The following is a 3,320-nucleotide window of genomic DNA, read 5'->3' on the forward strand; positions in this document are numbered from 1 at the left end:
CGGTGCCCGGTCGAACCCTTTCGGCCGGGCACCGCGCCTCGCGCGCTCGCTCCGGGGCGCTGACCTGGAAATTCCCGTGCCCCACGATCGATCCATGGGCCTCCAGGGCGTCGGAATCATGGATTCCGATCGTGAGGGCGGCGTACTCGTCCACAAACCCGGCGGGACGGACCTCGTCGAATGGGTGGCCAGGAGACCCGAGAGGGGTGATCATGAGAAGTCCAGAGCGCACTTCCCATGAGGAGGCACGGGTGGCCGAGACTCTGAAGAAGGGCAGCCGGGTGACCGGCGCCGCGCGCGACAAGCTCGCGGCAGACCTGAAGAAGAAGTACGACTCCGGTGCGAGCATCAGGGCGCTGGCCGAGGAAACCGGCCGCTCCTACGGGTTCGTTCACCGGATGCTCAGTGAGTCCGGAGTCACGCTGCGTGGACGCGGCGGGGCGACACGGGGCAAGAAGGCGGCCTCGGCCTGACGTCGGGGCGGCTCGACCGGTCCACCGGGACCTCCCGGTGGGCACCCGGTCGGCCCTTTGGCCGACCAGGTGGTTACTGTGCAGTCACTTAGCATGTTCCATGCAGTGCTGCACCGTACCGGAGGCGCCCCATGACCACGCCCGACGACTCTGAGCTCGTATTCGACAAGGACGGTGTACGGCTCACCGTCGAGGACGCCGTTGCCACGGTGGCCCTGACCAATCCGGCGAAGCGCAACGCCCAGTCTCCCGCTCTGTGGCGGGCGTTGACGGAAGCCGGTCGGTCGTTGCCCGGCAGCGTGCGGGTCGTCGTCCTGCGCGGCGAGGGCAAGTCCTTCTCCGCCGGACTCGACCGGCAGGCGTTCACGCCCGAGGGCTTCGACGGCGAGCCGTCCTTCCTGGACCTCGCCCGTGGTTCCGACGAGGACCTCGATGCGGTCATCGCCGAGTACCAGGAGGCTTTCACCTGGTGGCGCCGCAGCGACCTCGTGTCGATCGCGGCCGTCCAGGGTCACGCCATCGGTGCGGGCTTCCAGCTCGCCCTCGCCTGCGACCTGCGGGTCGTCGCCGAGGACGTGCAGTTCGCCATGCGCGAGACCAGCTTGGGCCTCGTCCCGGACCTGACCGGTACCCACCCGCTCGTCTCGCTCGTGGGTCATGCCCGTGCGCTCGAGATCTGCGCCACCGGTCGTTTCGTGCACGCGGAGGAGGCCGAGCGCATCGGCCTCGCCAACCTGTCCGTGCCCGCCGAGGAGCTCGACGCGGCGGTACGGGACCTCGCCGCCGCCCTGCTGGCTGCGCCGCGCGCCGCGGTCACCGAGACCAAGGCGCTGCTACAGGGCGTTTCCGGCCGTTCCTACGAGGAGCAGCGCGTCGCCGAGCGGGCCGCCCAGGCCCGTCGTCTGCGCGATCTCGCCGGCCTCGGCGACTGAGCCGCGCTCAGCGCAGCTCCGACACCAGTACCGTGACCGCGGTCGCCTTGCCGGCGGCTGCGGCCACGGTCTTCCGGACCGCCCGGGCCACGTCGAGGGGGCGGTGGCCGGACGTCACGGCCAGTTCCACGCGCACTCCGTCCGGGCCGCGGTGCACCGGCGGGCCCCAGGCGTCGGTCACGCCCGCCACGCCCTCGACCCGCAGCACCGCGAGCGTCGTCGCGTCCTCTGCGGCCGGGGAGGGGCGGCCCGGTGGGGGAGCTGCGGGCCCGACCTCCGCCGGTGCGGCGTCGAGCAGCTCCGTCACCTCCAGGTCCACGGTCGTCACGGGCAGCCCGAGTCCTTCGCGGGCCGCCGTGAGCAGGGCGGTCCGCAGTTCCTCGGCCAGTTCCGGCAGCGGTCGGTCGCCCATCACCACCCCGAAGCCGGTGCTGATCCGCAGCGGGCCCGGGGCGAGGGCGCCCGGTGGAGCCGGGGCGGCCCGTCCGCCGTCTCCTGCCGCGGGGGCGGCTTCGAAGCGCAGTTCGCCCGGCACCAGCCCCCGCACCGCTGTCGCGGCCGGATCGAGGACCTGCCGGGCCGCGTGCTCGGTGATCCACGCCCGGTCCCCGGCCGACCCGAGCGGCAGCAGTCTGCCCGGAGCGAGCAGGTCCCGTACCGCAGCAGTCCATCCCTCAGCCGTCGTCATTCCCCCAGCCTGCCGCATCCCCAGGGCGAATAACGGCAAACGCCCTTAATGTGAGCGAGGAACCCCGAAATATCCCAGAAGGGGCGAAAACTCATGACGGACACCACGCACTCCGGGGACTCGACGAGGGACGAACAGCGCGAGTCGCGCCGCACCTCCGTGACCAAGCGGGGCGGCGGGGCGGCGGCCTCCCGCGGCCGGACCACGATCGCCGACGGCGTCGTGGAGAAGATCGCAGGCCTCGCCGCACGCGACGTCGTCGGCGTCCACGCCATGGGCAGCGGACTCTCCCGGACCTTCGGCGCCGTCCGTGATCGGGTCCCGGGCACGGGGGGCGGCAAGGCGAACGTCACCCGAGGGGTCAAGGCCGAGGTCGGCGAAGTCCAGACCGCGCTCGACCTGGAGATCGTCGTCGACTACGGCGTCTCGATCGCCGATGTCGCCGGGGACGTCCGGGAGAACGTCATCGCCGCCGTGGAGCGGATGACCGGCCTTGAGGTCGTCGAGGTCAACATCGCGGTCAGCGACGTGAAGCTGCCCGACGAGGAGGACACGGAGCAGGAGCCGCGTCTCCAGTAGGCGCCGGCACACCGACGGGGGCCCAGGAAGGGAATCGGAATGAGCATGGCAGTGGTCGGCCTCTTGGCCGGCATGGCTCTCGGCTTCGCCGGATACTTCGGTGGCTTCGGCGCTTTTCTGCTGGTCGCGGCCCTCGGGGCGGTCGGCTTCGTGGCCGGCCGGTTCCTCGACGGAGACCTCGAAGCGGGCGATCTGTTCCGCGGACGCGGCGATCGGCGGCGGTGACCCGAGGTGGTGACGGAGCTGGCAGACGACCCGGTGGCGGACCGGACACGGGACCGCGGGGCGACCACCATCGCCGACCGGGTCGTCGCGAAGATCGCCGCCCAGGCGGCGCGGGAGGCGATCGACGGGGTCCCCGAAGAGGGATCCAAGCCGCACGCCTCGGTCGTCGTCCACCGCGACGTCGCCCGCGTCTCGGTCAGCCTCGACCTCGACTACCCCTCGGACGTCGGCAGACAGTGCGGCGCCGTCCGGAGCCGGGTGCGGGCCCGGGTGGAACGGCTCGTCGGACTGGAAGTCCACGAGGTGGCCGTCCAGGTCGAGCACCTCCACTCCGCACGCACCCGACACACGAAGCCGAGGGGCCGCCTCGCATGACCACCACGCAGGAACCGGACCCGTCGAGCCCGGGACACCGCGCCGGGG

The 3,320-nt window shown here is 72.1% G+C and carries 6 protein-coding genes; 5 read left to right on the forward strand and 1 reads right to left on the reverse strand.

Annotated elements, in window-relative coordinates:
* Positions 1-251 precede the first annotated feature (251 nt).
* Both ACFW2Y_RS35215 and ACFW2Y_RS35220 read left to right on the forward strand, forming a co-directional pair.
* The gene (locus ACFW2Y_RS35215) at positions 252-473 is read left to right on the forward strand and encodes a helix-turn-helix domain-containing protein (protein WP_006123601.1); all 222 of its coding nucleotides are present in this window, start codon (positions 252-254) and stop codon (positions 471-473) included.
* A gap of 131 nt (positions 474-604) precedes the next feature.
* Positions 605-1,405, forward strand: coding sequence for an enoyl-CoA hydratase/isomerase family protein (locus ACFW2Y_RS35220; protein WP_384887657.1), 801 nt, complete (start codon positions 605-607; stop codon positions 1,403-1,405).
* Between the two features lie 7 nt (positions 1,406-1,412).
* Here ACFW2Y_RS35220 and ACFW2Y_RS35225 read toward each other — a convergent pair whose 3' ends face one another.
* Positions 1,413-2,093, reverse strand: a complete 681-nt coding sequence (locus ACFW2Y_RS35225) for a hypothetical protein (RefSeq protein WP_384887659.1) — start codon at positions 2,091-2,093, stop codon at positions 1,413-1,415.
* A gap of 93 nt (positions 2,094-2,186) precedes the next feature.
* On the opposite strand from ACFW2Y_RS35225, the gene ACFW2Y_RS35230 reads away from it, so the two are divergent.
* From ACFW2Y_RS35230 to ACFW2Y_RS35240, 3 genes are read left to right on the forward strand one after another with little or no spacing between them, the layout of a single operon-like run.
* Positions 2,187-2,672 (forward strand): Asp23/Gls24 family envelope stress response protein, encoded by a 486-nt coding sequence (locus tag ACFW2Y_RS35230; RefSeq protein WP_384887662.1) that lies wholly within the window; start codon positions 2,187-2,189, stop codon positions 2,670-2,672.
* A 39-nt stretch (positions 2,673-2,711) separates the two neighbouring features.
* The gene (locus tag ACFW2Y_RS35235) at positions 2,712-2,897 is read left to right on the forward strand and encodes a hypothetical protein (RefSeq protein ID WP_384887664.1); all 186 of its coding nucleotides are present in this window, start codon (positions 2,712-2,714) and stop codon (positions 2,895-2,897) included.
* Positions 2,898-2,915: 18 nt separating this feature from the next.
* A complete protein-coding gene (locus ACFW2Y_RS35240) occupies positions 2,916-3,272 on the forward strand; it encodes an Asp23/Gls24 family envelope stress response protein (RefSeq protein WP_384887667.1) in 357 nt (118 codons plus the stop codon).
* Positions 3,273-3,320: the final 48 nt, after the last annotated feature.

The sequence above is a fragment of the Streptomyces sp. NPDC058877 genome, from assembly GCF_042742855.1.
Classification (GTDB): domain Bacteria; phylum Actinomycetota; class Actinomycetes; order Streptomycetales; family Streptomycetaceae; genus Streptomyces.